Source organism: Lujinxingia vulgaris, assembly GCF_007997005.1.
Taxonomy (GTDB): domain Bacteria; phylum Myxococcota_A; class Bradymonadia; order Bradymonadales; family Bradymonadaceae; genus Lujinxingia.
The window spans coordinates 99610-126354 of sequence record NZ_VOSL01000043.1 but is presented as its reverse complement, the minus strand read 5'-3'; the positions used below and the strand labels follow the sequence as shown (position 1 = coordinate 126354).

The following is a 26745-nucleotide window of genomic DNA, read 5'->3' as shown; positions in this document are numbered from 1 at the left end:
GACCCCGAAAGGTCCCTCGCTCCACGTCAGCCCATGAATGCCCGGTGCGCTCAGTCCACCGGCACCGCGATCTCCGCCCCCCAGCGACCCAGGCGCGCGTCGCGATGCTCGCCGGTCAATCGCATCGATTCATCCAGGTACGCCGCCTCATCGAGGTTCTCGATATCCACAATCTTCGATGATGTGGGCCAACTCCCCTGGTCCAGGATGTTGTGTTCGGTGATCACCGTGCCGTCGGGGAGGTTCACAACCGGGTCGCCCTCGTAGCTGATCCGTTGCCGCAGGCTGTTGCGGTAGATCCACACCGGTGTCTCGGTCGTCCATCCGTAGTCGCTCAACGCGGAGTTGGTCCACAGGGTCAACGCCCCGGTGCGACCCGAATCGTAGGGGGTATCGATCAGGTTGTAGGCCAGCTCAATGTTGCGCGCCCTCAACAGGCCCAGCGCGCTCTTGCGGTTGGGCCATTCGTTGTTCTCCACAAACGCGTTCGCGCGCAGCGTGACGAACTCGTTGTTGCCACTCTTGATGTAGATGATGCTCCACACCGATCCGTCTGCGACCGTGAAGACCGCGTCGACCGCGCGGTTCTTCTCAAAGACCGCGTGTCGCAGCTGGTAGCTGCTTGTCAGAATCCCGTTCGGTCCACTGAGCGTGTTGTTGACCACCGCCACATGCTTTCGCCCGTGATCGTTCTTGGTGAGCATCATGATCGACGAGTTGCCCAGGTTGACGTTCGAGCCCACCCCCTGAAAACGCGTGAAGTCCACGTCATGCACGGTGTAGCGATCCGTGTCGTACCAGACCGTGATCATATGCAGGTAGGAGTCCTCCATCGGGAAGTAGTCCTCATGGTGGCGATGCTCCAGGTTCGCGATATAAAAGTCAGGCCGGTCGAGAACGATCTTCCCCTCATAGGCTTCCAACACCCCCTCGCGCTCCGGCCAGCCCACCCACACCGCCGGTGTCGGGGTGTCCTCGGCGATGCGCAGGTTGCCGTTCTCGCGATTGCCATCCATCGCGACCACGCCGCCGACATACACACGGTGTCCGGCGGCCGCTTCACCCAGCGCGTGAATCTGATCCACGCTGGCAAAAGGAGCCTCCAGGCTGCCGTCACCCTCCGGGCTGCCTGAGCTGCCATCGACGAAGATCCACCCATCTACACCCACGCGCAGACTCACCTCGACGTCCAACGTCGACCCGTCCTGGTCGCTCACGCGCAAGGTGATGTCGTAATCACCCTCCTGCGGGTCATCCCACCACAGCACGCCGTACTCCGGCGAGACGCGATGCACGATGAATCCTTCAACGTCTTCGCGCATGAGCTCGCCGCCGATCTGCAGCCCCTCGGCACCGCCGTCATCCACGATCGCATACTGAAAGGGCCATGCCCCTCCTTGCACGACAATCGGGATCTCCCAGCGTACGCCGGGGTGGGCGTTCTTCGAGTAGGCCCACTCCGCCGCTTCCGGTCGCGGATGCACAAGCGTCATCTCCATCTTCGCCGGAACATAGTAGCCCTCCGGGAGTCGCCAGCTCCCGGGGCCGGGCTCCGGCCTCTCCTCGGCGTCAGGCGCGCTCTCCACGTCCTCGCCGGCCGCGTCGATGGGCTCGAAAACGTCTTCCAACGCGACATCGGCGTCCGGCGCAGGATTGGCGTCAGCCGGAGTCTCCGAACATCCCGAAGTCCACAACAGCGCGCCCGCAAGAAGCGTCCATCGCCAGAAAGGAAGGTGGGGCCAGTCGAGGGGCTTCATTCGTGTCTCCATCGTATGAGTGGAACGTCGATTTGAGTCGTGCCCGATGTCATCTGGTTCGCTATGGCGTCATCGTGGCGCAAACCATCCGCACTCACACCTGAAATCGCCTGATACCCGTCCGCCTTCACACCTGCGGTGCGCAGCAAAAAGCCCGGCGACGTGCCGGGCTTTCGTCTTCGCGGGGTGTGGTGTTGCGCGTGTCGCGTCGCTGCCCCCGACCTCCGCGAAGGGTCAAGGCATCGGCACCTTTTGATACTGCGCTTCAATGCCTCCGGCTCGCGACAGATCGCGGCCTTCATCGACCACCTGGTAGAAGACGTGCACGGCCTCGTCCTCGACCAGCATATCACCGTAGTACACCACCACCTCGGCGTTCGGAACCTGTCCGATGGGCGACACAGGGCAGGCGGCCGGGCTACAGCCGTAGCGACCGATTCCCTCGTCACATTGCCCGGCCGGAAGAGGCCCCACACACAGGCTCCCCTCTTGTGTCTGCGCGGAAATCCCGAAGGGTTCACCGATCGACCACGCCTCTGTGGTCGCGTCCCAGCGTGCCAGGTACGCACCGCGATCTTCGCCCTCACGATCCGCGAGCATTACCAGCCAGTCATCGTCGGTCTTCGCTACATCGAGTACCGAGGGCAGGTCGCCCTCCGCGCTTGGCCCCATCCCGGGAAACTCAGGGGGTAAGACCGGGCCAGCGAGTTGTTCCCCGGCGGCCGAATCCCAGGCATAGATGCGTGCGACGGACCCCGCGCCCTCCACCCAGGCGAACCCACCCTCGATGACGTCGCACGCCACCAGGCTCGTCGTATCGTTCTTGAGGACGAAGGGGCCTTCCGACACCAGCTCCCCTGCCTCGCGGCTCAGACGAAGGTGATAGAGCTGCGCGCTCCCCTCATTGGCGTAGCAGTTGCCCGCGAAGACGCCAGTCTCATTGACCCAGCTGCCATGCGCCGTGATCACCGCACCTCCGGATCGGGTCCCGTAGGCCCCGGGTAACTCCCCTAAGAGACGCGTCGTCATCGTCTCCAGATCAACGACGACCGCGCGCGTGGTGTTGAGGTTGGTGCGCAGCACCACAACGAGCTCGCCATCCACAAACCCCGCGCCGGAGAACACTCCCAGATGCGAACCATCACTGCTGGAGAGAAGTCCAAGGGGCTCCCAGCTCAACGCATAAAACTGGTCCGTGGGCGGTCCCAGCCGCGTTATCGTGACACCGCCGGGCATGTTGCCGATACCAAGGGTCTGCGTCCCATCGCTGACCACCCCCAGCGACGCCGTGTTGCTCAGGTTATCAACCTGGTGGCTCTGCGCACCACGACTGGTGATGCTGGCGATCGCGGTCACCGGTGAGGGACCATAGAAGATGCGAACCGGCGAAATAAGCCCGAGCTCGGAGACGATCGGCGGCGTCAGCGATCGATCGTAGGTTGTAGGCAGGGGCGCGTTGGCGCTCAACACGTCAATCGCCGCGGGGAGCAGTGTCACAGATGCCTCCATCACGCCGCCGTCAACCTGCAGGGCCAGGGGGTGCTCTCCGGGCTCCAATGACTCGGGCCACGCGAATCGCATATAGGGCGGGTCCCATCGCAACATCTCAGCGACCTCACCACCGACGCGCACCTCTCCGGTGGCCGTGGGCATGCCCGTAAGCACCATCTCGCAGGGCTGGCCCGGACCCGAAACGCAGCTCTTCGCTACCGTCGGAATCACCTCGACCGGCTGATTCGCGAGCGCCTCGCCATCTCGAAACACCGAAACCACGCCGCTGTGGCGCGCAAGCACCTCGATCGCGTCATCGCTCGCGCTCACCATCGAGCCTCCGCTGACCAGCAGCCCGTAGCCGCCCATCAGGTTCGTTCCCCGGAAGGTGATCGGCGAGGTTGCCGTCAGGGGGTCCGGCACATCGATTCCGAAGATTAGACTGGGGCCGTAGTAGGGCACCGCCGGAGGCCTCAAGCCGTCGGCGCGCGTGAGCGTAAGCTGTCCGTTGCGCCCCTCCAGCTGCGCAGCGTCAAAGCACACCTCCGTTGCCGACCAGTCCGCATCGATCACGTCCCGTTCAAAGCGCAGCGTCCCCGACTCACCAAACTCAACCCCTGGAATGCACAAGCGCCCCTCGCCGCGTAGCACCCCACCGAAAGCCTTAAGGTCCACGCAGGGCTGTCCTGTCTCACATGACGAGGCCCGCGCGAGATCGCCGGACCCGCTGCTCTGAGCGCCGGAGCGATGCTGGCGTGTGGCAAGGGTGGCGGTGTCGGGCGAAAAGGCCCAGATGTCGCCGTCGTACACGAGCACGACGTCCTGCCCCTGATGTTGGGTGAGCCGGATGTCCGCCGGGGAGACAAAGCCGGTGGCGATGACCTGCGCCTGACGACTCTGCGCCTCCAACAGAAGGACTCGCCCGTGGCGGTAGTCCAGCGCGTAAAGATCCCCGAGGTCGTTGACCCGCGCCGCCACAATATCTGCATCTTCGAGGGCGATGCAGTACTCCGGTGGCTCCTCGGCGTAGGTGCACTCCTCCACATCGGGAACGCGGCCCTCGTAGCTTGTAAATCGGGCAACCCAGGTCGGACCGTCCTGCGCGCGAAGCGCTCGCGCATAGGAATACCCCCGATCGAACGCATACCCCTGGCGGCGACCCACCACGAGGTTGCCCGGCCACTGGACCCGATCGCTGATACGCGCCCGGGTCAGCTCCGATAAGAAGAAGGTGCCCGACGCAGTCGCAGCAAGCTGCGCGTCGAAGACCTCCTGATACGTGAAGATCTGGTCTTTTCCGAACCCCATCGAACTTCGCTGACTCAACGCCGGATCGACAAGGTTGACGCGCACGCGCTGTGTGGGAGGCGGCTCCAGAAGCGAGGAGGGCGCCCACGCCGTCGTGATAAATACCGTGTCGTTGTAGTGAAGAAAGGTCCGCACCGAATAGCCAACAAGGTCGGCCAGGGCCGGGTCGGCCGGCGGCACCTCCAGCAAGGGGAGCGCGTCGTAATCCGGTGGTCCCGCGTAGGCCGCGCCGTCGGAGGTCGCGAACACCGTGCCCGCCGGGGTCCGCACAAAGCGGTCCGCCACGGAGCTGCCCGCGCTGACACGCGCCACGCGATGCATCACACCCGGCTCGGCCACCACCTCGTCCAGAGTCCCGAAGGCCATCGGCTCAACGCCCTGTTCCACATCCGGACCCACGCGGCAGAACATCGTGCTTCCGAAGTACTCTGTGCCCCGGTGCTCGCGCTCCTTGCGTGTGCGCGCGACAAAAAGCAGCCCACCATCATCGCGGGGCAAGACCGCGGGCACCCCGTCAAAGGGCGCCGCTTCAAAGTCCAGACGCAGCCGCTCAAGGAGTTCGGAATCCTCGCTCAATCGCATCACCGCCGGCTCATCACCGGACTCTGCCGGTACTCGGGTGTGAATCCACAGGGTTCCGTCCTCCCCTTCGCGAAACCCGACGTTGGTCGACACGCCCGTCGGCCATGGCCACTGCCGTACCTCGCCATCTCCCAGCGGTATCGCCCACAGCTGCAGCCTGACCGGACGCTCGCTCTGCCCGGTGGGCCCCCCGGCCACAACGACAAGCGAATCGCCCCAGAGGCCCACGTCCACGACGCGCCTCCCCACGTTAGCGATTACCTGCGGCGGCTCCCCCGGGCGCACGCTGTAAAAGTCCCCGTTCCCAAAATCCTTGATAATCGCCAGGTCCGTCCTCGCGCTGACCGTCTCGGTGGCCCGAACGTTTGGGTAGACATCTCGTGTAACGGGGCGCCACCCCGCAACCTCCCACGGTCCGCCGTCGATCGACGCCCACAGCCACATCCCCGCCTCGGCCACGGTCACATCGCCGTAGCGCCACACCCGCGCCGCACGCTCGCCAGAGGGCAAATCCACGCGCTCTCCAATCGCGAAGACGTCTTCCGCCTCGCCATCCTCATCAAAGAAGACCAGCCAGTCCCGATCGCTGTACTCTTGCACCGGCCCCGGCAGTCGGCTCGTCCCCGCTACGCCCACCGTGCTCATGTAGAGCCCCCGACCGAGCTCAAAGATCCCGTGGGTGCTCTGATTCGTCGCTTCCAGCGGTCCCCGGTATACGGCTTCGTTGGGCTTGACCATCGTCGCCACGGGCCGGGTAAAAGATCGACCTTCGTCCTCAGTCAGAAGTGTAAGAAACGCCATCGAGACGTTGACCACGTTCTGGCGACGAGGCTGGTAGCTGATCGCGATCCGGTCGCCCACGTCATGCAACTCGTAGGCGTGCACCGACGAGTAGCAGCGCATCGGCGCATCTCGCCAGGTGTAGGTCGTCTCCATCGGCGTCGATGTGTCCTCCGGACCATCGCCACATGACCACAACACAGGAGAAAGGAGCAGCGCCCCCCACAACAACCGACCCGACATCTGCATGCGCATCACACATCTCCAACGCGTCCAGGGACGACGCCTCCACCTGAGGTGCGCCCGTGTTGAATTCGTCTTCCGTAACAGGGCGTAAAGTTAGCATGTCTTGATGCCCCGAACGAATGAAATTCATCGACCGCGTGGTCACTCTCCTGCACGGATACGAACACACCACCTTGAATGCGGTCCCGAACTCATTACCATCGCCGCGTTGCCTGAACTGTGGATTCGATGGACCGACGAAACCTGGAGCTCATATGTCGCGTTTTTTCGCCTGGTCGCCTTCCTATTGCGCCGCCTTAATCGGCTGCGGGCTGGCGCTCGCTGCATGCAAACCTCACTCGCCGGATCCCGCTCCGTCTGAGCAACCTTCGGCAACGGCTGAGGAGCTTGGTGGCCTGCCGACGCATGAGCAGCTCTCGCGCCTTCTTCCCACCGATACACTCGTGGTCGCGGCGTACAACATTGAGGGGTTTCGCAAGCTCTATCATCAATCTCCCCTGCCTCAGAGCATCTCCCAGGGGCTGATCCTCGATCTTCCTTTCATCGCAGAGATCCTCAGCCATCAGGGGGGCGTGGAGCCGATTGAGGGCCTCGACCACTCCCGCTCGATGTACCTGGCAACCTCGCGCGCGGGTTTCGAAAGCGCGATTGAGAGCCTACGCACAGCCAGCCCTGAGCTGCTCGCTTCCACAGACCTCGGTTTTCCAGAGGCCTTTCACGTTCGTGCGCTGTTGCCGGTCGCCGACGCTGAGAAGGCCAGTGTTCAGATCGCTCAGCGCTATGGTGGCGAGTACACCGCGACCCCTCGGGGCGACTTCCTCGTGATCGATTACGCGGCCGGCATCATCTCTCCCGAGATCACCCCCTGGCCGCAGGCATCGCCAGTGGTCGAAGGGCTCTCATCGGAGCTTGATTCGCCTGCGTGGGCTGCGTTCAGCGGACGCGATGCGCCCTTCGCCATCTACGGCCAGATGAGGGGGCTCTTCGACCAGCTCGCGCTCATCGAGCTCGGCTCGACCTTGCTCATCCCCCGCACTCCCGCCGAAGAGCAGCGAATCGAGAGCATTCTGGCGAACGAGATCGCCGCGACCGCCCAGGAGTTCAGCTTCGATAGTCCCGAGGTTGCCGAGTCCGAAGACCTCGCGCTGCTGCTCTCCCAGCAAGATGACGTGCTGACCCTCGACGCGGTCGCCTCGTTGACGGAGTACGGTCAGTCCCTGGTCGATGCCGTGGCGCAGAGCGCCCCGATGCGCGCTCGCCAGGCGGAGCAGGTCGCCCTGGATGTTCACTTTGGTCTCGATCTCACCAACGCCATCGAAGCGCACAAGACGCCGCGCTGGGCCCGGGATATCGCAGGGATGGAGGACGCGACGTTCAAGCGCATGGTCGAGGGGCAGACCCGTGACTCCGCCTGGGGTTTTCCACTCGGCGTGCTTCGTTCACCGATCACCGGCTATGCGCTCTTTGACCGCTTTGTCGGTGAGCAAACCACCCCGGCCGAGTTCGGTCTGGTCCGCGGTCTCTGGCTGCAAGTCCTCGGTGCTCGAGACGGACAACTCGTCACTGCGCTGGGGTTGAACCTTCCGGTCGATGCACCCCGCGAGCCCTTTGAGGAGTTCGCCCGACTGGCCCTCAACCCCCTGGGAACGCCCGTGGCGATCGAGATCGCGGAGCACGCCGATCGCCTCGAACTGATGGCCTCCTCCGCGGCGCCGACAGAGGAGGTGTTCGCGCAGGGTGAGCGCGAGGTCGCCGCGGGGGTCGATGCCTTTGTCGACCTCCGTCAGATCTACCAGATCCTGCAGACGGTCGACTCGGCCGCGTTGACCCCGATGGCCATCATGGGGCTCAACGCCATCGCGAACCTGGGCTCGCCGCGCATCTTTGCGCACGCCTCGTTCGCCCCGGGGCAAGGCCTGGTACGCGTGCAGTGGGGCGGCGACGCGCTGATGTCGCCTCCCGCGGTGCCCACGTCCCATGTGCCCACAGCGTTGGAAGCGATGGATGCCTGTCTCTTCACCGCGCGGGAGTGGTCCATCCTCGGCCTGGGAGAGTTCGCCTCGCTCTCTGACCCTCCCGCCCAGACTCCGACGCTCGCCAATGAACTGGCGACGGCCCTCGATACCCTCGCCGACCAATGCGCCTCAGATGCCGCGACCGCAACCGTCAACGACCTCGCCGAAGACTGGCGTGACTTCGGCACGCGCTGACTCGCGGTCGTTGGTGGCGCGTAGATAGGGCGCGCGCGGCGCCGGCGATAAGCCCCCGAGGTCCCGTGCCTCGGGGGCTTTCTTCGTTGATGTCTTGTCGGATGAATAGAGGCGTCGTGGCAGAACGAGGTAGGTTTTTGACAGGGGTGAGCGCAGAACTCTTTTCTTCGTGATGTCACAGTGCTAGGGTGATCACAATCTCACCACATGCCGTACCGCTGGGGGACCTCTCGTTGTTGCCGCTTCGCGCCGTCGCGACAGGCACGTCGACAGCTGTTCACTTCTATTCCATTTCTCAAACATGGAGGAGTCAGTGACACAAGAACCCCTACGCACCTACCTCAACGGGAAGGTGCTCCCCGCCGGGCGTAGAATCTTTACGCTCGAGTCCATCCAGGCGCTTGCCTCGCAGATGGGTGACGACGCACTGATGATGCGTTGTGACACGGCACTTGATTCCAATCGCCAGGCGCGCCGTATTCAGGGGCGCTACGAAATCCACAAGTCCCAACACTCCCGCGCTCGCGGCGACTCGGTTGAACTCGATGCAAAAGTCGGTGAAGTTCTCACCGGCATGTGCACCGTCGCTCAAGGTCAGGCCGTGGGTGATGATGAGGTCGCTCGCGCTGCCAAAGAGTTCATCCGGGAGGTCGCTCCCAAAGGTATCGCTCCCCTGACACGCCAGTCCTTCGAAGATCAACTCGCCGATGGGCGCGTGCTTCTGGAGCGCTTCGATAGCGATCTGGCGCGTCATATCGAGTTGCTCGGTCTGACGCGCCATCGTACTCAGCTCCGCGGCCTCCTCCCTCGCTTCGCGCGAGAACTCCTCGCCGAACGGGTCGAGCCCTGCACCTTCAGCGAGGTCAAGGAGAGCGATGCTGTCGCGCGAGATGCTTTCGCCGCGGTTATCTTCCAGGTTCTCGCGAATTACGCCGATAACCCGGAACTTCGAGCGTCCCTGCTCACCGAGTACCATCGCCAGCTCGACCTCCTCTCCCGGTACTACCGACGCCACCGCAAACATGTGGATGTTGACCCCGGTACCGGTGAAGTTCTCGACGCGAGCGATGAGGATCCGCCCTCAGATGTCCCCGCTATCTCGGAGTCTGAGGCCTGATCTTACCCCTGTGTGACGGCGCAGAGTGGTTTGAGTTCGCCCCGTAAGCCCTCCGGCTTACGGGGCTTTCTTTTAGCGTTGACGCCTCGCCATTCACCATGCGCCCACCTCCACATCCACTCCTGCCCGCCCCTCCTCACTCCCCCCCAGTCCCCATTCCCGGCGGACCTCGGCTTCACCCTCCCTACATAACCTCCGCCTCCCGGGGACGCGTCGACTCGAAGTAGGGCAATACCCCGGCAAACCAGCGATATGAGTGGTTCTTACCGTCCACATCCCCGACCGGCGAGTGAGCGGCGCGACCAGCTATGTGCACAACATCGGTGGTCGAGGGATGCATGGACCTGATTCGCTTCAAAACCTCAACACGTCCGAGATTCAAGGGGCTCGATCTGTTCACAACCTCGGCAGGTGAGAGATTCGAGGGGCTCGATCTGTTCACAACCTCGGCAGGTGAGAGATTCGAGAGGCTCGATCTGTTCACAACCTCGGCAGGTGAGAGATTCGAGGGGCTCGATCTGTTCACAACCTCGGCAGGTGAGAGATTCGAGGGGCTCGATCTGTTCACAATCTCGGCGGGTGAGAGATCTGACGGCTTGAAGCGTTCACCACACGCGGGAGAGGAGGGAGGGGAGGCGTGGAGCGTCGGAGCGCCGCTCCCGGGGAGGTGGGGAGCGGAGCGGGGGCGTATGAATCAGTCGACGACGGCGTCGATGGCTTCGGCGAGGTCGAAATCTTTGGTGGTGAGACCGCCGGCGTCGTGGGTGGTGAGGGTGAGTTCGACGCGGTCGTAGACGTTGAAGATTTCGGGGTGGTGGTCGGCGTCATCGGCCAGGGGGGCGATGCGGTTGATGAAGGCGATCGCGTCCATGAAGCTGTCGAAGTGAAGCTCACGCTTGATGGCATCGCCTTCGCGTTGCCAGCCGGAGAGCTTTTGGAGTCGTGACTGGATGGTGGAGTCGTCGAGGAGGGCAGCGGACATAATCACTCCGTTGGGGGGTAATATGGGGCATCGATCAGTGGCGAGGTGCGAACTCCGCGTCGAGTTTTTCCGCGAGGGTAAGGAGCTTGCGGGTGTGTTCGGCGCGTCCGAAGCGTTGCCAGATGGTGGCGACCGCACGCAGTTGACGGGCGGCCTGTCGGGAGGGGGATTGTTCGGCGCTGTGCGTGGCGAGTTGTCCGAGGACATCGAGCCAGATCTCGCGGTCGAGTTCGGCGAGTATCTCGTGACCGTCGACTTCGGCGATGAGTGATTCGTAGGCGCTGTGAGATTCGGTCAGGAGTGCGTAGAATGCGGCGTTGGCCTGGCAGAAGACCTCAACGCGAGGCATTCCGAGGTCTTCGGCGTCGGCGCGGGCGCGGCCCAATTCGAGGGCGGCCATTTGCAGACGGCTCAGGAAGCATTGCAGAAGCCCCATCAGGCTGCGTGCCTTGGCGCGATCTTCGGCGGTCCCCTGAGCGTCGACGTGTCGCAGTGTTTCCCGCAGTGTGGCTTCCGCGCTGGCGAGTTCGCCGTGCCACATATCGACCAGGGCGAGGTTGTTTCGCAGGTCGAAGAGGCCCCAGCTGGTGCCGAGGCTTTCTTTGAGTCGGCGAGCCTCGCGGAGGATGGTCTGAGCTTCAGCGAAGCGTCGTTGGTTGATGAGGACGATGCCTTTGTTCAGGAGGGGTTGGGAGATTGCGACCTGGTCTCCCATGCGACCGAAGACTTCGGCGGCGGCATCGAAGTGGCGTTCGGCCTGCTCATAGCGGCGGGTCATCACCATGAGGATGCCCATGGCGTTATGGGAGGCACCGATATTGAAAGGCGTGCCCAGGGCCTGGTGAATATTGAGGCCTTGTTGGAGGAGGCTCTCGGCCTGGGCGAAGTCTTCGGTCTCCAGCTTGAGCTGGCCGAGTTGGCGAAAGGCCTCAGCGAGTCCGTGGCGGTCGCCGATGGTGCGTTTGAGTTCGAGCGCCTCACGCAGGGTTTGCTCGGCTTTCTCGAAGCGGTCGGGAGCGTTGAGAGAGGGGGCCATCAAGGCTCCGCCCAGGGCGATCAACGCGTCGCTCAGGCCTTGGCGATCCTGCGAGGTCTCAAAGGAGGCTCGTGCCCTCTTGAGGTACTCGTANAGGGGCTCGATCTGTTCACAACCTCGGCAGGTGAGAGATTCGAGGGGCTCGATCTGTTCACAACCTCGGCAGGTGAGAGATTCGAGGGGCTCGATCTGTTCACAACCTCGGCAGGTGAGAGATTCGAGGGGCTCGATCTGTTCACAATCTCGGCGGGTGAGAGATCTGACGGCTTGAAGCGTTCACCACACGCGGGAGAGGAGGGAGGGGAGGCGTGGAGCGTCGGAGCGCCGCTCCCGGGGAGGTGGGGAGCGGAGCGGGGGCGTATGAATCAGTCGACGACGGCGTCGATGGCTTCGGCGAGGTCGAAATCTTTGGTGGTGAGACCGCCGGCGTCGTGGGTGGTGAGGGTGAGTTCGACGCGGTCGTAGACGTTGAAGATTTCGGGGTGGTGGTCGGCGTCATCGGCCAGGGGGGCGATGCGGTTGATGAAGGCGATCGCGTCCATGAAGCTGTCGAAGTGAAGCTCACGCTTGATGGCATCGCCTTCGCGTTGCCAGCCGGAGAGCTTTTGGAGTCGTGACTGGATGGTGGAGTCGTCGAGGAGGGCAGCGGACATAATCACTCCGTTGGGGGGTAATATGGGGCATCGATCAGTGGCGAGGTGCGAACTCCGCGTCGAGTTTTTCCGCGAGGGTAAGGAGCTTGCGGGTGTGTTCGGCGCGTCCGAAGCGTTGCCAGATGGTGGCGACCGCACGCAGTTGACGGGCGGCCTGTCGGGAGGGGGATTGTTCGGCGCTGTGCGTGGCGAGTTGTCCGAGGACATCGAGCCAGATCTCGCGGTCGAGTTCGGCGAGTATCTCGTGACCGTCGACTTCGGCGATGAGTGATTCGTAGGCGCTGTGAGATTCGGTCAGGAGTGCGTAGAATGCGGCGTTGGCCTGGCAGAAGACCTCAACGCGAGGCATTCCGAGGTCTTCGGCGTCGGCGCGGGCGCGGCCCAATTCGAGGGCGGCCATTTGCAGACGGCTCAGGAAGCATTGCAGAAGCCCCATCAGGCTGCGTGCCTTGGCGCGATCTTCGGCGGTCCCCTGAGCGTCGACGTGTCGCAGTGTTTCCCGCAGTGTGGCTTCCGCGCTGGCGAGTTCGCCGTGCCACATATCGACCAGGGCGAGGTTGTTTCGCAGGTCGAAGAGGCCCCAGCTGGTGCCGAGGCTTTCTTTGAGTCGGCGAGCCTCGCGGAGGATGGTCTGAGCTTCAGCGAAGCGTCGTTGGTTGATGAGGACGATGCCTTTGTTCAGGAGGGGTTGGGAGATTGCGACCTGGTCTCCCATGCGACCGAAGACTTCGGCGGCGGCATCGAAGTGGCGTTCGGCCTGCTCATAGCGGCGGGTCATCACCATGAGGATGCCCATGGCGTTATGGGAGGCACCGATATTGAAAGGCGTGCCCAGGGCCTGGTGAATATTGAGGCCTTGTTGGAGGAGGCTCTCGGCCTGGGCGAAGTCTTCGGTCTCCAGCTTGAGCTGGCCGAGTTGGCGAAAGGCCTCAGCGAGTCCGTGGCGGTCGCCGATGGTGCGTTTGAGTTCGAGCGCCTCACGCAGGGTTTGCTCGGCTTTCTCGAAGCGGTCGGGAGCGTTGAGAGAGGGGGCCATCAAGGCTCCGCCCAGGGCGATCAACGCGTCGCTCAGGCCTTGGCGATCCTGCGAGGTCTCAAAGGAGGCTCGTGCCCTCTTGAGGTACTCGTAGCGCTTGTCGTGATCGCCGCGACGCTGAGCGGCTTCGGCCAGGTGCAGCAGGACTTTTCCGCCGACCTCGGCATCATCGAGGGTATTGAGCATGACTTCGAGGCGGTCGCGGACCTGTTGCCCTGCGAGCGCGTCGGCCTGGGTAAGGTGAACGCGAGAGAGCCCGATGAGGGCCTTGGCGACGCCGGCGACGTCCTGGATCTGCTGGCTGTAGTCGAGCGCCTGGCTGTAGAGGTGGGTCGCTTCATCGAAGCGCGACTGAATGGTGAGCAGGTGTGCGAAGCCCCGAAGGGATCGGCTGCGTTCCGAGCCGCGAGCGCTGTCGGTGTCCACCACCCGGCGGTAATGGTCTTCGGCGAGCCCGAATTCACCGAAACGTCGGGCCAGCTCGGCCATGGCGAGGTTGGCCTCGGTCCAGAGGTCACCGCGTTCACCGCGGCTTTCCAGGAGACCGAGCAGCTCACGGTAGCGATCTCTCGCGCCGCGTTGGTCGAAGCGGTTCATGGAGCGCTTCGCAGCGGCGCTGAGGGTGTCTCGGTAGCGCTCCAACTCCCCGGCCTGACGCCAGTGGTCAGCGATTTCGACAAGGGGAACTTCGAGCTGACGCTCGGCGTAGAAGGTTTGCTTAAGCCGGGCAGCCTCTTCATGCATCCCGCGTGTGGACCACTGCTCCCGGAGCTCTTTGAGGAGGGCTTCACGCAGTAAGCTGTTTTCAAACTCCACGCAGATCAGGTTTTGATGCAGGCTCTGGCGGGCGATGGCCTCTTCACTGAGCGCACCGAGCTCGCGATCGAGGTCCTTAAGCTCCATCGACTCGAAGCGTTCGAGGGCGGCTTTGAGCAGATCCACCGGGACCCGCATACCAAGGACGCTGAGCCACTCCAGGACGCGGCGAAGCTCCGGTTTGTCACGATGTTTGTGGATGGCTTGTTCGACACGAAGGGCCATCAACTCCATCAGGTCGGGGGGAAGCTCGATCTTTCTGGGGTTGCCGCTCTTGAGGCTCCAACGGGAGCCCTGTCTCGCCAGGTTATTCTCATTTTGCAGGTAGCGAATGATCTGAATCGCGTGCAGGGGGACGCCCTGGCTTAGCCAGCCAACGCGCTCCTTGAGTCGCGACTCCAGGGGGAGGATCGAGTCGAGGAAGACCGAGAGCGCCTTGCCGGAGAGGCGTCTAAGCCTCTGGCGCGAGAAGCTCACGCCGACATTGGCCCCGATGGTGCGCAGGTGATCTTCGAGATCCGGGTTAAGCGCCCGCTCTTCGGGGCGCATCGTCAGAATGACGACCACCGGGCAGGCCTGGGTGCGCATGGTGACCGCAAAATACTCGAGAAACGCCAGGCTGCCGCTGTCGGCATACTGGACATCTTCGAGGGCCAGCACCAGGGGGCGGCGCTCGGCCAGGCGAAGCATGAGGCGTTCGAGTCGTGCGAAGAGCACTCCGGACTCGGCCTGGGCGAGGTCGCTGGCTTCCATGACCCGCGGCCTGAGAAAGTCGACAATCGCGCTGATCTCGGTGTCGGAGAACCCGCCGAGTTGGCGCAGGTCCTGGCGCACGGTGGTGTCGACCTGCATGCGTTCGCTATGCGAGACGCCCCAGAGTCCGGCGAGCACTTCGCGCAGGCCTTCCATGGGGAGGGAGCGGCGGCGGAAGGCAGCGGTGGAGTAATCTACAGCCTCATCGCTCAGGGCGCTCATGACGGCATGAACGAGGTGAGTTTTGCCCACCCCGCCTTCGCCCTCCAGCAGGACTACCTGCCCGGAACCGAGCTGTTGAACGCTGCGCACCAGACCGACGAGCTGATCGAACTCGCGATCACGGCCAATCAAAGGAAGATCGAAGCGTGGACGTGAGTGCGCTCTGGCCTGGAAGGGGAAGCTGGGGCGAGCGGCTTCGGTGGGGGACGTCTCCTGGCGAGCGATGCGCTTGATCTCGACGCGAGGGGCGCCGCGGGGCAGGGGGGGAGGCTGCGGGCGGGCTTCGGGCAGCTCGATCAGGTGTGTCGCGTCGATCTCCTCACCGGCTTCGTTGGACGAGGAGTCAGGCAGGGTGGTCAGGACGGTATCATCGACGGCGGCGCTGGATTCTTCGGTGGTGCTGGTGTGCCGGAATGCGCGCTGCACCTCCTGGGGCACGATGTGGGAGGCGGAGACCTCGGGGCGGCTTGCGCCACCCTGGGGCGTGGGCTTGATTCCCATGGCTTGCATGGCGTCGAGGAAGCCGTCGAGCAGCGCAGCGGCGTCGGGGTATCGAGCCGCGGGGTCTTTTTCGCAGGCTTTTCGGATCAAGAAGCCCATCGGGGTGGCTTCCATCTCCGGGGAGAGTTCCGGGACGAGATCACGGATTTGCTTGTGGATGACGTCCATGCGGTTGCGGCCGGTGACGGGCGGCAAGCCGGTGACCATCTCATAGAGGAGTAACCCCAGTGCGTAGACATCGGTGGCCGGCGTGATGGGCTCGGCGCAGGCTTGCTCGGGGGCCATGTAAAGGGGAGTGCCAAAGATGCGGCCCGCGCGAGTGAGGGCTTCTTCGCTGTCTCCTTCGTCTTCGGAGTCGGCCAGCGTCATCTTAGCGACGCCAAAGTCGAGAACTTTGACGTAGTCGCGCTCCCCGAACATCTCGCAGAGGAAGATGTTTTCGGGTTTGAGGTCGCGGTGCACCAGCCCGCGGCGATGCGCCTCGGAGAGGCTCTTGAGCACCTGGATGTAGACGTGGGCGGCGCGCGCCCAGCCCAGGCCACCCTGGGATTGGATGATGTCGCCGAGGGCGTCCCCCTCAAGGAACTCCATGACCATGTAGGCCAGGCCATCTTCGGTCTGGCCGTAATCGTAGAGGGTGATGGTGTTGGGGTGTCGGAGCTGACTGACGTGGAAGGCTTCGCGCCGAAAGCGTTCCACATTGATGGGATCTTTGGCGACCACTGGCGTCAGAAACTTCAGGGCGACATCTCGCCCGATGTTTTCCTGAACGGCTCGGTAGACGGTGCCGAATCCCCCGGTCCCCAGCACTTCCAGGATGCGGAAGCGGCCCCCGATCAGGTCCCCCGCCTCAGGAAGAGTGGCGTCGATTGCTGTCATAGATCTACTCCGGAGCGCTGTATCTCGGCGCTGCCCGACTCAGATGCGGCACGAGTGCGTTGCCGCGGCTCCGTGCCGCGCTTGATGCGACGCCGGCTGCGCTTTATCGCCCCCTTTCGTAGTCCTCATCGACGGGGGCAAAACCGCCATCTTCTACGCCTTCAGGTCTAGCACGCCGCGCGTCGCAGGCGCAACCGCGGCCCCGGGCGTTTGACGATGTGAGGGGAGCGTCGCTACATCAGGGCGCAGAAATTTGGATGGGTGGGGTGTCCGACGCCTGGGCTTAGGCGCGTCGTTATGTATCTGTACTTTTGAAGGAGTAGGCATTTGAAGATTTACAGCTGGAACGTCAACGGTTTGCGTGCGTGTGTGCGCAAAGGTTTTTTGGACTGGCTTGACGGGAGTGAGGCCGACGTGGTGGGCCTGCAGGAGGTTCGTGCGCTGCCGGAGCAGCTGACGCGCGCATCGCGGGAGCCTGAGGGCTGGCACACGTATTTCAATCCCGCCGAGCGTAAGGGATACAGCGGGGTAGGCATCTACAGTCGCATGCCTTTTGACGCGGTTGAGAACTCGGTGGAGGTGGAGGCCTTCGACGTGGAGGGGAGGGTGCAGATCGCGCAGCTCGGCGCGTTGAAGGTGCTCAATGTGTATTTCCCGAACGGTAGCGGAAGAAACAGGGACTTGAGTCGCATCCCTTATAAGCTCGACTTCTACGCCCATCTGCGGGAGATGCTTGCCGAGGGGCTGGCGAGCGGAGAGCGAATTCTGGTGATGGGGGACTTTAACACGGCGCATCGCGCCATTGATCTGGCGCGTCCCAAGTCGAATGAGGCGACCAGCGGTTTCCGGCCGGAAGAGCGGGAGGAGCTCGACCGCTGGCTTGATGCCGGGTGGGTGGACACCTTCCGTGCGGTCCATGGCGATGTCGAGGAGCGCTACACATGGTGGAGTCAACGCGGCGACGTGCGAGCCCGCAACGTGGGCTGGCGTATCGACTACATCTATGCGTCGCCGGGGGCGATGGAGTTCGTGGTTGACGCGCGTATTCACGACCAGGTCATGGGATCGGATCACTGCCCGATCAGTGTTACGCTGGACGGGGCGATTCTTGAGGGCTGATCGCCGCGGTATCTATGAGGGGATCACCTGACGCCGTGCCACCGGTGAACGAAGGGTTTGGTGGGGGGGACGTCTCGGAGAGGACGGGTTGATGACGAGGCACTGGAGACATGATGAAGACTTTATGGATCCGCGTGGCGATGGTCTTCGGCGCGGTGTTTCTGGTGGTTGTGGTTGTGGCGATCGTACGCGCCGCGTCGCTCAATGCGTCGACTGAGCCCGCTGAGCTTGATCGTCCGTCTCTCTCCGATGAATCCGCTCTGATCTCGCGCTTCGCGCATGCGTTGACGCTTCCCACGCAATCGCCGACCGGGAGTGACCCGGAGTTGGACGGATTCCGTGAGCTTCACGCGCAGCTTGAGACGTGGTTTCCTCGGGTGCATGCGCAGGCGGAGAAGGAGGTGATCAACGAGGCCACGCTTCTGTTTACGATCCGAGGCGCGGAGCCTGATCTTCCCGGGGTTGCGTTTCTGGCCCACCAGGACGTTGTGCCGGTGGAGGAGGGCACCGAGGATGCGTGGACGCACCCTCCGTTTGCCGGGAGGGTTGAGGACGGCTACGTGTGGGGACGCGGGGCGCTCGATAACAAGCATAATCTGATGGCGTTGTTGGAGGCGTTGGAGCATCGGCTGGAGAGTGGCGAGCTCCCCCAACACACGCTCTATCTTATCTTCGGGCACGACGAAGAGGTTGGGGGGATGCGCGGCGCCAGGGAGGTTGCCGAGCGCTTCAGGTCCGAGGGGGTGGAGCTGGCGGCTGTCTACGATGAAGGGCTCATCATTGCCGATGGCATCGTCCCCGGCATCGAGGGGCCCATTGCGCTGGTGGGGACTACGGAGAAGGGCTACGTCACCCTGGAGGTGACGGCGTCTTCCGATGGCGGGCACGCCTCGATGCCGCCGCAGGAGTTGGCCGCCGTGAAGCTGTCGCGGGCGCTAACGCGTCTCTATGAGAGTCCGATGCGAGCGGCGATCGATGGCCCCACACGCATGATGTTTGACGAGGCTGCCCCCCATATGGGCTTCGGGATGCGGTTTGTGTTTGGGAACCTCTGGCTGACCGAACCCCTGGTGATCTCGCAGATGACGAAGAGTCCTTCGACCCACGCGGCGTTGCGCACCACGATGGCGCCGACGATGTTGCGGGCCAGCCCGCGCGAGAATGTGTTGCCTCAGCAGGCGACGGCGACACTCAACATTCGCATTCACCCCCGGGACTCGATCGCGTCGGTGATTGCGCATGTGAAGAAGGTGGTCGACGACCCGGCCATTACCGTCACCCCGGTCAGCGAGATGCGGGCCGAGCCGGGCCCCATCGCGTCGATGGAGAGTCCGGGATATGTGGCGCTCCGCGACGCGATTCACGAGGTCTTCGGCCCGATCCCGGTTGCCCCCAACATGCTGATCGCCGCGGCCGATGCGCGTCACTTCACCGGGCTGACGCCAAACGTCTTCCGCTTTCAGGCGGTCGCGCTGAGCGCGCGCGACCTGGAGCGCATTCACGGGACCGACGAGCGCATCTCCACGGAGGCCTACCTCGATTTGGTCCGTTTCTATATCCAGCTGCTGCGAAAGTGGTGAACCCAGGCTGGCGGGGGGACGAAAAAAGGTCGGTGGGCACGTTATCGCGTCGTGGTATGATGCAAGGGCGGCGATTTCTGGCCGCTGATCACCGGGAGCCGGCGATTCCGCCGGGCTCCTTTGTTCCTTTGCCTGGAGGCTTTTGTCTATGCACATCATCAAGCTGGAGTCCGACGCCGCCGTGACCGCTGAGGCCATCAATGAGTCGGTTCGTGTCCTGGAGCAGGGGGGGCTTGCCTGTCTTCCTTGTAAGGGCACGTATCGCATTCTTGCTGACCTCAAGAATGAGGACGCTGTGATGCGCGTCTTCCAGTCGAAGCGACGCGTTCATAAGGCTCCCTGCCTGGTGTTCATCGACACGATCAGTCGCCTTCATGAAGTCGCCCGAGATGTGGACCCGGCAGCCAGCGCGTTGATGAAGGCGATCTGGCCCGGGGGGCTCACGCTGCTCTTTGAGGCCAGTGATGAGCTTCCGCGCGGCGTGGTCAAACAGCTGACCAAAGCCAACGGCAAGATCGGCGTGCGGGTGCCGGAGTCGAACCTCGTGCGCCAGATCGTCGAGCGCTTTGCGAGCCCTGTGCTCGTTTCGAGTGCGAACCGCGGCAACAAGTCCGGCGAGAGTTCGCCGGCGCAGGTGCGTAAGAACTTTGTGGGGCGAGTGGATCTCTTTGTGGATGCGGGGGACCTGCCCCAGGCGCCGGGCTCGACGGTGGTTGATATCACCGACGAGGAGGTTGTGATCATTCGCCAGGGGGCTGTGCCGCGTGCCCGAATCGAGGAGGTGATCGAAGCCCTCGATGAGGATCTGGACGAGTAACACCCCCTTATGAGAAAGTTTCGCCGGCCTGCCCCCGCTCGCAGGCCGGACGCTTTTCTCAATGCACAATCTGGAGTCGTACCATGCGCAACATCCTGAACTTCTGGCAGCCCACGGCACTTGTCGCGATGGCTGCCCTCGCTATCGGTGTGGGCTGCGGTGAGCCCGACGCAGAGCCGCTGTACATCCCGGAGGACCCGCAGGAGCTCTGCGAGATGGCCTGTGGCAACATCTACGAGACCTGCGACATGAACCTCACCTACACCGACGGCGCGCGCATGGGGCAAAACGCCTGCGTGACGGCCTGTGTGGAGCAAGACTACTTTCAGGGAGAGGCGTTCTGCGCGGCGCAAGCCTCGTGCTCGATGGAAGCGATTGAGGCGTGTCTTCCCGAGAAGGCTCCCGTTGCCGATTGCTCGTCGTTGCCCGACTGGGATGAAGAGCTCGCTGAGATGGAAGAGCAGGTGGTCCACATCGTAAACCTTCGTCGTGCTGAAGGGGCTGACTGTGGCACCGAGGGCGTCTTCGAGCCCGCGCCTCCGGTCATCGGAGAGGGTGTGCTTCGCTGTGCGGCTCGGTTGCACAGCAAAGATATGGCCGAGCGCAACTATTTTGAGCACGTCAACCCCTTCACCGGGGAGACGCCCTTCGATCGTATTGAGGAGGCGGGCTACACCGGGGCTACCCCCCAGGGGGAGAATATTGCGGCCGGTCAGTCCAGCGCCGAGGAGGTCATGGCGGGGTGGATGGACAGCGATGGTCACTGTTCCAACATCATGAACCCGGATTTCAATGAGCTGGGCGTGGGAGTTTTCCGCGACAGCAGTCTGGACAACGACTACGGGATCTACTGGACGCAGAAGTTCGGGCGGCGCTGAGCGAGCACGAAGGTCGCAGCGAAGTTAAACCAAAGCCCCGGCGTGTGCGCCGGGGCTTTGGTTTTGATGGGGCATGTTGGGGGCTACCAGCTGGTGGTGCTGGAGGCCGAGTCTTCGATGGCCTGCATCTGCACCATACGCGCGTAGATGCCGCCGTGCTCGACCAGCTCGGCGGGGGAGCCGGCCTCAACCAGGTTGCCCCGGTCGAGCACGATCATCTGGTCGGCGCGCGCCACGGTGGAGAGGCGGTGGGCGATGATCAGCGTGGTGCGTCCTTCCATCAGGCGGTCGAGGGCCTCCTGAACCAGCGATTCACTCTCCACGTCGAGGGCGCTGGTGGCTTCATCGAGGATGAGAACGCGCGGATCTTTGAGGAGCGCGCGCGCGATCGCCACGCGTTGCTTCTGGCCGCCGCTAAGACGGACCCCGCGCTCCCCGACGACCGTGTCCAGGCCATCGGGGAAGCCCTCGACGAAGTCGAGGGCGTTGGCTGCCTGGAGGGCATTGCGTACTGCGTGTTCATCGGCGTCGGGGCGTCCGTAGCGGACGTTTTCGCGCACGGTTCCCGAGAAGAGCACCGGCTCCTGCGCCACCATCCCGACGCCGGCGCGAAGCGCATCTTCGTGAAAGTCATGAAGGGTGACACCGTCGACGCAAACCTCTCCATCGTCGGGCTGATAGAAGCCGGAGAGAAGGTTGGCGATGGTGCTTTTCCCGGCACCCGAGGCGCCGACAATCGCGAGCTTTTGCCCGGGCCGCACCTCAAAGCTGACGTCATTCAGAACGGGGGAGTCGGGGCGAGTGGGGTAGGTGAAGGAGACGTGGCGGAACTGGACGTGCCCGCGCGTGATGGAGGCACTGGCGTCGGCATCCGTTGATGGGCCGGGGCGAGGGTCGCGCCCCGCGCCGTCCAGGAGCCCGAAGACCCGTTCACCGGCACCCAGCGCTCGGGCAAAGTCGGTCCACAGTCCGCTGAGCACGCCGAGGGAGACGGCGACAAAGAGGACGTAGAGAATGTACGCCGTGAGTTCGCCGGCGCTCATCGCGTTGGAGAGGACGAGGTGGCCGCCGACCCAGACGATGACGGCGATGGTGGCGTAGGCGAGGAAGGTAACTCCGCCGCCGAAGATACCGCCGAGGACCGCGCGGCTCTTTGCGAGGTCAAAGCTGCGCTCAATCGCCTCGCTGTAGCGTGCGCGCTCGGTCGCCTCTCTCCCGAAGCTGCGGACGGTCCGCACGCCGGCGATGCTCTCTTCCGCAAGCGAGGTCGAATCGGCGATCGCGTCCTGAACCTCGCGTGAGAGCCGTCGCACCCGTCGCCCGTAGACCATCGCCGCGCCCACGACGACCGGTAAGACCACAATCATCACGAGCGAGAGGCGCACGTTCGTGACGAAGAGCAGCACCAACCCGCCCAGGGCCTGAACGCCGTAGCGCAGGGCCATCGATAAGTTGGTCGTCACCACACTCTGTAAGAGCTGAGTATCGCTCGCCAGGCGGCTGGTGAGTTCGCCGGTGCGCGTGCGGTCGAAGAAGGCCATTTCTCGGCCGATGATCGCCTCGTAGAGCGATGTTCGCAGGTCGGCCACGACGCGGTCGCCTACGACGGTGAAGAGGTAGTAGCGCAGGCTGAAAAAGACTGCCTGGATCAGAAAGAGCCCCAGGAGCGCCGCGCCTACCATGCTCAGATCGTAGCTCGCGCCCTCGGAGAGCACCTCGTCGACAACCACTCGTCCGACCTGGGGGTAGGCCAGGGTGATGCCCGAGCCGATCACCAGCGCGAATGTCGCCAGTGCGAGCGGCCGCCAGTGCGGTCGGGCCAGTCCGAAGAGTCGTCGCCAGGTGATCGTCGCGCTCTCCGGGGCGTCAACCTCGTTGCCATCGGGAGAGGAGGGGAGGGCGGAGGGCCGCGACGCTGCGGGGTTCGTGGAGGATGACATAGAGGGGGCCTACGACGTGATGAAACGATGTGTGAAGCGTTGTAAGTGCTTGTTTTTGTTGGTTTTTTGCTTTTTTGGGCTGTGTTAGCTTGCCCAATCCTCAAGCGATCCCTTCTGGCTCGTTTGGGGGAATTGCTGGCAACACCGTCGCAGTGCGACGTCCTGGCGAGTCCAGCCGACGAGGAGTACCATGGACATCAGACACGACAAAGTAAGGGGGTTGACGCTGTTGACCCTGTTGATCGCTACCCTGGCGCTGAGCGCGTGCGAGGGCCAACTCAATGTGGAGGGGCACCCCGAAAAGGTGCCTGCGCCCGGCGATGGAGCGGTGGATGGGCCTGACGATGGGTACGTGCCGCAAGACCCTTCCAACCCCTTTGAGCCCGGTCAGCCTGGAAACCCCTTCGATCCTTCGGATCCATCCGATCCCTCGGACCCGTCGGATCCGTCGGATCCGGTTGATCCGCATCCGGGGAACACGCCGGATGGGGAAGAGCCGTGTCGCTCCCACGCGCAGTTCTTTGAACGCGAGGTGTTTACCGAGGTGATCGAGCGTCAGTGCCAGTCCTGCCACGGTGAGAACGGGTTCGGGGCGGTCAACAGCGACTTCGAGCTCGCCAACCAGCGCCTCTACGCCGAGGACTACCTCTCGCGAAACTACGATGAGCTCTCAGGCTTTGCGCGCGAGCGGCTCGAAGAGTTCGATGATCAGCCCCTGCTGCTCTTGAAGGCGACCGGCCAGGTGATCCACGGGGGCGGCGAAGTCTTCCCCCCCGACAGCTGGCAGGCCGAGAACCTGCGCGAATTCTCCACTCGTCTCGACAGCCCCGACCCCTGCCCGGGCGGGGTTGACCTCGACGAAGAAGGCTTCGTTGAGGGCGTCACCTACATGAATGATCTCGACTGGCTTAGTCGCATGACCATGACCCTGGTCAGCCGCGTGCCTACTGCCTCGGAGATCGCGTTGGTTCAGGCCGAAGGGGAGGAAGGCATTGAGCAGGTGCTCAACACCCTCTACGACGAGCAGGCCTTCTATGATCGCCTCGAAGAAGGGCTCGCCGACATCTTCCTGACCGACTACTTCATCACCGGCAACCCGCCCGATAACGTGCTCAACTCCAACCACTACCCCGATCGACGCTGGTGGGCGGAGATGGGTTTGAGTGTGGAGGATCGCAACGAGCTGGCCCTTCTGGGACGGCATGGGTTGGGACGTGAGCCGCTGGCGCTCTTCTCGCATATCGTGAAAAACGATCTTCCGATCAGTGAGTTTGTCACCGCCGACTACTTGATGGTGAACCCCTATTCGGCGAAGTCCTACGGGGTTGAGGATCAGGTCAGCTTTGATGATCCGACGAACAAGCTCGAGTTCAAGCCGGCGCAGCTCTCTCCGGTCTCGGGCATGCAAGGGGAGTATCCACACGCCGGCGCCCTGACCTCGTATATGATGACCGGGCGTTACCCCTCGACGAATACCAACCTCAACCGGCGACGCTCGTCCTTCTTCTATCTGCTCTTCTTAGGGGTGGATATCAACAACCTGACCACCGAGGCGTCGGACCCCACGGCGGTGGCCGATATTGAAAACCCCACGCGGAACGCGGCCGATTGCGCGGTGTGTCACGTGCCGATGGACCCGGTCGCCCAGCTTTACCGAACGTACAACAACTACGGGCATTACCTGCCGATTCGTGACGATCGCTTCGACGGGATGTTCCCCGCCGGGTTCAACGGCGAGGAGATCCCCGAGGGAGATGTCTGGCAGGGGCTGCGCTGGCTGGGAGAGCGTGTGGCGGACGACCCGCGCTTCTTCCACACGATGGTCAGTCACCTCTATCAGGTGGTGCTGCGCCGCCCGGTGCTCAGCAAGCCCACGGATCCGACCGCGCCTAACTACGAGGAGCGCCTGCGCGCCTTCCGCGTGCAGGATGCGTTTATTCAGCGGGTCGCCACCCAGATGCGAAACAGCAACGAGAGCGCCCGGGTGGCGTTCCGGGAGCTGATTTTCAGCCCCTACTTCCGAGCGGATGACATCGACGCGCAGACATTGACGCCGGAGCGTTTGGTGGAGCTGGAACAATTCGGCGGCCCACGCCTTCTTCACCCCGAGGCGATGACCCGACGCATCACTTCGGTCTTCGGTCGCCAGTGGATGTGGGGCCCCTTTGAGGCGTTTGCGCCCCACCTTTACCGCTACCTCTACGGAGGCATTAACTACGACAACCTCACCGAGCGCCTGGACACGCCCAGCGGCGTGATGGGGGCGGTCTCGATGGTCATGGCCAATGAGCTGGCGTGCCAGAACGTGCCCTATGACTTTGAAGAGCCGGCCAACCAGCGATTGCTCTTCCCGTACGTCGAACTCAACGATGTGCCCGGGAATGCGCAGGCCGAGGCGAGGATTCGCGAGAACATCCAGCACCTCCACCTGCGGATCCTTGGTGAAGATTTGCCGGCGAACCACGCCGAGATCGACCGCACCTTCGAGCTCTTTGTCGATCTCATCGAAGACGGGCAGGCCGGTATGGCTGCCGACGACTCCGACTACCCCGAGCGACTCGAAGATTACTGCCGCGGAGACTCCCTGGAGCGCGATCCCACCTATGCGGTGCGCGCCTGGGCCGGCGTGATCAGCTACCTCGTGTCCTCGTTTGAGTTCCTCTACCTCTGAGGAGGTTTTTATGAACCGTCGTGACTTCATCAAACTTGCCGGCATGGCCGGTATGACCGTTGTGTCTCCGATCGCGCTGACGCGTAGCGCGCGCGCTCAGGAGATGAACTACCCGGGCCCCTACTACGTGATGGTCAACGCCATCGGAGGCTGGGACACCACCTACCTCTGCGATCCGAAGGGGGTGAACAACATCAATCAGGCGTATGGCCAGGGAGAGATTGGCTCGATCGCCTCCAGCCCCATTACGTACGCGCCGGTGGGGAACAATCAGTACTTCTTTGAGAAGTACGCCAGCGAGCTGCTCGTGCTCAACGGCGTGGATATGGCCACGACCAGCCACGCCGCCGGGGAGCGATACGCCTGGACCGGAAGCCTTGAGAATCCGGAGTACCCCACCTTCGCCGCGCTCGCTGCGGCGGCCCACGCGCCGACCTTGCCCCTCTCGTATCTGAGCTACGGGGGACATGATGCCACCGGTGCGCTCCTGCCGCTGACACGCGTGAGTAACGTCAGCCACCTGCGGGGGCTGGCCGATCCCGACCATAAGGAGGGTCATGCCAGCAAGCCCTACCACGCGCCGCGGGCCGCCGAGATGATCCGGCAGGCCGTGGATGCGCGTCACGCGGCCCGGCAGAACGCGAGCCACCTGCCGACCGAGCAGACCGCGCGCAGCGCGTTGTTCACCGCACGCATGGGCGCGCGGGAGCTGCGCCGGGTGCGTGAGCACCTCCCCACCGACCTTCCTCGCGATAATGAGATGAAGGCCCAGGCTCTGGTGGCGCTCGCCGCCTTTAAGGCCGGGCTCTCGGTCAGCGTGAACCTGGTGCTCAACGGGTTCGACAGCCACGCGCAGAACGACAGCGAGCAGCTCCCCAAGCTGCAGCTGGTGCTCGACGCGGTGGACTACCTGCTCGAAGAAGCGGAGCGGATGGGGCTGCGTGATCAGATCGTCGTCGTGATGGCTTCCGACTTTGGTCGCACCCCAACCTACAACCCCGACCAGGGTAAGGATCACTGGGCGATCGGGTCGATCATGGCGCTCGGTAACGGCATTCGCGGCAACCGCGTGATCGGCGCGACCGATGAGGAGCAGCGACCTTTTAACGTCAATCCCACCACCCTGGCCCTGGAGTATGAGGGGGTTCGTCTGCGCCCGGAGCACATTCACCGCGCGTTACGACGTCACGCCGGCATCGCCGACAGTCCCGTCGCTCAGCGCTTCGCGTTGAAGGAAGAGGATCTCGACATCTTCAGCTAAGGGCGACGTCATATCGGGCAGGAACATCGAGGCGACCTCCCTGTGGGAGGTCGCCTCGTGCGTTTTGGGGCCGTGGGTGATGGCGAGCCGTTTGAGCAGCGGCGCTTGCC

General features: G+C 63.5%; 15 protein-coding genes. 8 read left to right on the top strand and 7 right to left on the bottom strand.

Going from position 1 to position 26745, the window contains the following annotated elements; translation table 11 throughout:
• Positions 1 to 50 precede the first annotated feature (50 nt).
• Positions 51 to 1757: a hypothetical protein gene (locus FRC96_RS09020; RefSeq protein ID WP_146974164.1), complete on the bottom strand. Its 1707-nt coding sequence runs from the start codon at positions 1755 to 1757 to the stop codon at positions 51 to 53.
• 234 nt (positions 1758 to 1991) lie between these two features.
• On the bottom strand, positions 1992 to 6173 hold the full coding sequence (locus tag FRC96_RS09015) for a hypothetical protein (protein ID WP_146974163.1): 4182 nt from the start codon (positions 6171 to 6173) through the stop codon (positions 1992 to 1994).
• A gap of 245 nt (positions 6174 to 6418) precedes the next feature.
• Here FRC96_RS09015 and FRC96_RS09010 point away from each other — a divergent pair, with 245 nt between their 5' ends.
• Complete coding sequence (locus tag FRC96_RS09010) at positions 6419 to 8374, top strand: hypothetical protein (RefSeq protein ID WP_146974162.1); 1956 nt, start codon at positions 6419 to 6421, stop codon at positions 8372 to 8374.
• A gap of 313 nt (positions 8375 to 8687) precedes the next feature.
• The gene (locus FRC96_RS09005; protein WP_146974161.1) at positions 8688 to 9491 is read left to right on the top strand and encodes a hypothetical protein; all 804 of its coding nucleotides are present in this window, start codon (positions 8688 to 8690) and stop codon (positions 9489 to 9491) included.
• A gap of 694 nt (positions 9492 to 10185) precedes the next feature.
• Here the strand turns inward: FRC96_RS09005 and FRC96_RS09000 are convergent.
• The 4 genes from FRC96_RS09000 to FRC96_RS08985 form a co-directional block, all read right to left on the bottom strand.
• A complete protein-coding gene (locus tag FRC96_RS09000) occupies positions 10186 to 10473 on the bottom strand; it encodes a 4a-hydroxytetrahydrobiopterin dehydratase (RefSeq protein ID WP_146974159.1) in 288 nt (95 codons plus the stop codon).
• Positions 10474 to 10507: 34 nt separating this feature from the next.
• A complete protein-coding gene (locus tag FRC96_RS08995; RefSeq protein ID WP_146974160.1) occupies positions 10508 to 11509 on the bottom strand; it encodes a tetratricopeptide repeat protein in 1002 nt (333 codons plus the stop codon).
• Between the two features lie 365 nt (positions 11510 to 11874).
• Positions 11875 to 12162, bottom strand: coding sequence for a 4a-hydroxytetrahydrobiopterin dehydratase (locus FRC96_RS08990; RefSeq protein ID WP_146974159.1), 288 nt, complete (start codon positions 12160 to 12162; stop codon positions 11875 to 11877).
• Between the two features lie 34 nt (positions 12163 to 12196).
• A complete protein-coding gene (locus FRC96_RS08985; protein ID WP_146974158.1) occupies positions 12197 to 16369 on the bottom strand; it encodes a serine/threonine-protein kinase in 4173 nt (1390 codons plus the stop codon).
• Between the two features lie 327 nt (positions 16370 to 16696).
• On the opposite strand from FRC96_RS08985, the gene FRC96_RS08980 reads away from it, so the two are divergent.
• The 4 genes from FRC96_RS08980 to FRC96_RS08965 all read left to right on the top strand — a co-directional run bounded on the left by FRC96_RS08980 (position 16697) and on the right by FRC96_RS08965 (position 20763).
• Complete coding sequence (locus tag FRC96_RS08980; protein WP_146974157.1) at positions 16697 to 17488, top strand: exodeoxyribonuclease III; 792 nt, start codon at positions 16697 to 16699, stop codon at positions 17486 to 17488.
• Positions 17489 to 17601: 113 nt separating this feature from the next.
• Positions 17602 to 19068: a M20 family peptidase gene (locus FRC96_RS08975; RefSeq protein WP_230470051.1), complete on the top strand. Its 1467-nt coding sequence runs from the start codon at positions 17602 to 17604 to the stop codon at positions 19066 to 19068.
• A 148-nt stretch (positions 19069 to 19216) separates the two neighbouring features.
• The gene (locus FRC96_RS08970) at positions 19217 to 19885 is read left to right on the top strand and encodes an L-threonylcarbamoyladenylate synthase (RefSeq protein WP_146974155.1); all 669 of its coding nucleotides are present in this window, start codon (positions 19217 to 19219) and stop codon (positions 19883 to 19885) included.
• Positions 19886 to 19968: 83 nt separating this feature from the next.
• Complete coding sequence (locus tag FRC96_RS08965) at positions 19969 to 20763, top strand: CAP domain-containing protein (RefSeq protein ID WP_146974154.1); 795 nt, start codon at positions 19969 to 19971, stop codon at positions 20761 to 20763.
• A gap of 83 nt (positions 20764 to 20846) precedes the next feature.
• On the opposite strand, the gene FRC96_RS08960 is transcribed toward FRC96_RS08965, so the two are convergent.
• Positions 20847 to 22703: an ABC transporter ATP-binding protein gene (locus FRC96_RS08960; protein ID WP_146974153.1), complete on the bottom strand. Its 1857-nt coding sequence runs from the start codon at positions 22701 to 22703 to the stop codon at positions 20847 to 20849.
• Between the two features lie 190 nt (positions 22704 to 22893).
• Between FRC96_RS08960 and FRC96_RS08950 the strand changes: the two genes are divergently transcribed.
• Positions 22894 to 25374, top strand: a complete 2481-nt coding sequence (locus FRC96_RS08950) for a hypothetical protein (RefSeq protein WP_230470050.1) — start codon at positions 22894 to 22896, stop codon at positions 25372 to 25374.
• Between the two features lie 10 nt (positions 25375 to 25384).
• The gene (locus tag FRC96_RS08945) at positions 25385 to 26635 is read left to right on the top strand and encodes a DUF1501 domain-containing protein (RefSeq protein ID WP_146974151.1); all 1251 of its coding nucleotides are present in this window, start codon (positions 25385 to 25387) and stop codon (positions 26633 to 26635) included.
• Positions 26636 to 26745: the final 110 nt, after the last annotated feature.